1 rRNA gene is annotated in these 362 nt (G+C 58.3%); it reads right to left on the bottom strand.

Annotated elements, in window-relative coordinates:
- Positions 1-362: ribosomal RNA gene (locus BTM36_RS26540) — 23S ribosomal RNA — on the bottom strand; the annotation flags it as partial.

Raw genomic sequence — 362 nt, 5'->3', positions numbered from 1 at the left:
TTGGGACCGACTACAGCCCCAGGATGCGATGAGCCGACATCGAGGTGCCAAACCTCCCCGTCGATGTGAACTCTTGGGGGAGATAAGCCTGTTATCCCCGGGGTAGCTTTTATCCGTTGAGCGATGGCCCTTCCATGCGGAACCACCGGATCACTAAGCCCGACTTTCGTCCCTGCTCGACTTGTAGGTCTCGCAGTCAAGCTCCCTTCTGCCTTTACACTCTGCCAATGATTTCCAACCACTCTGCGGGAACCTTTGGGCGCCTCCGTTACCTTTTGGGAGGCGACCGCCCCAGTCAAACTGCCCGCCTGACACTGTCTCCCGGCACGATAAGGGGGTCGGGCTAGAAGTTCAACACAGCC

It is taken from the genome of Herbaspirillum sp. VT-16-41, assembly GCF_001994935.1.
Classification (GTDB): Bacteria; Pseudomonadota; Gammaproteobacteria; order Burkholderiales; family Burkholderiaceae_D; genus Herbaspirillum; species Herbaspirillum frisingense.
The sequence above is the reverse complement of the archived record's forward strand: the minus strand, read 5'-3'. Positions and strand labels throughout refer to the sequence as shown.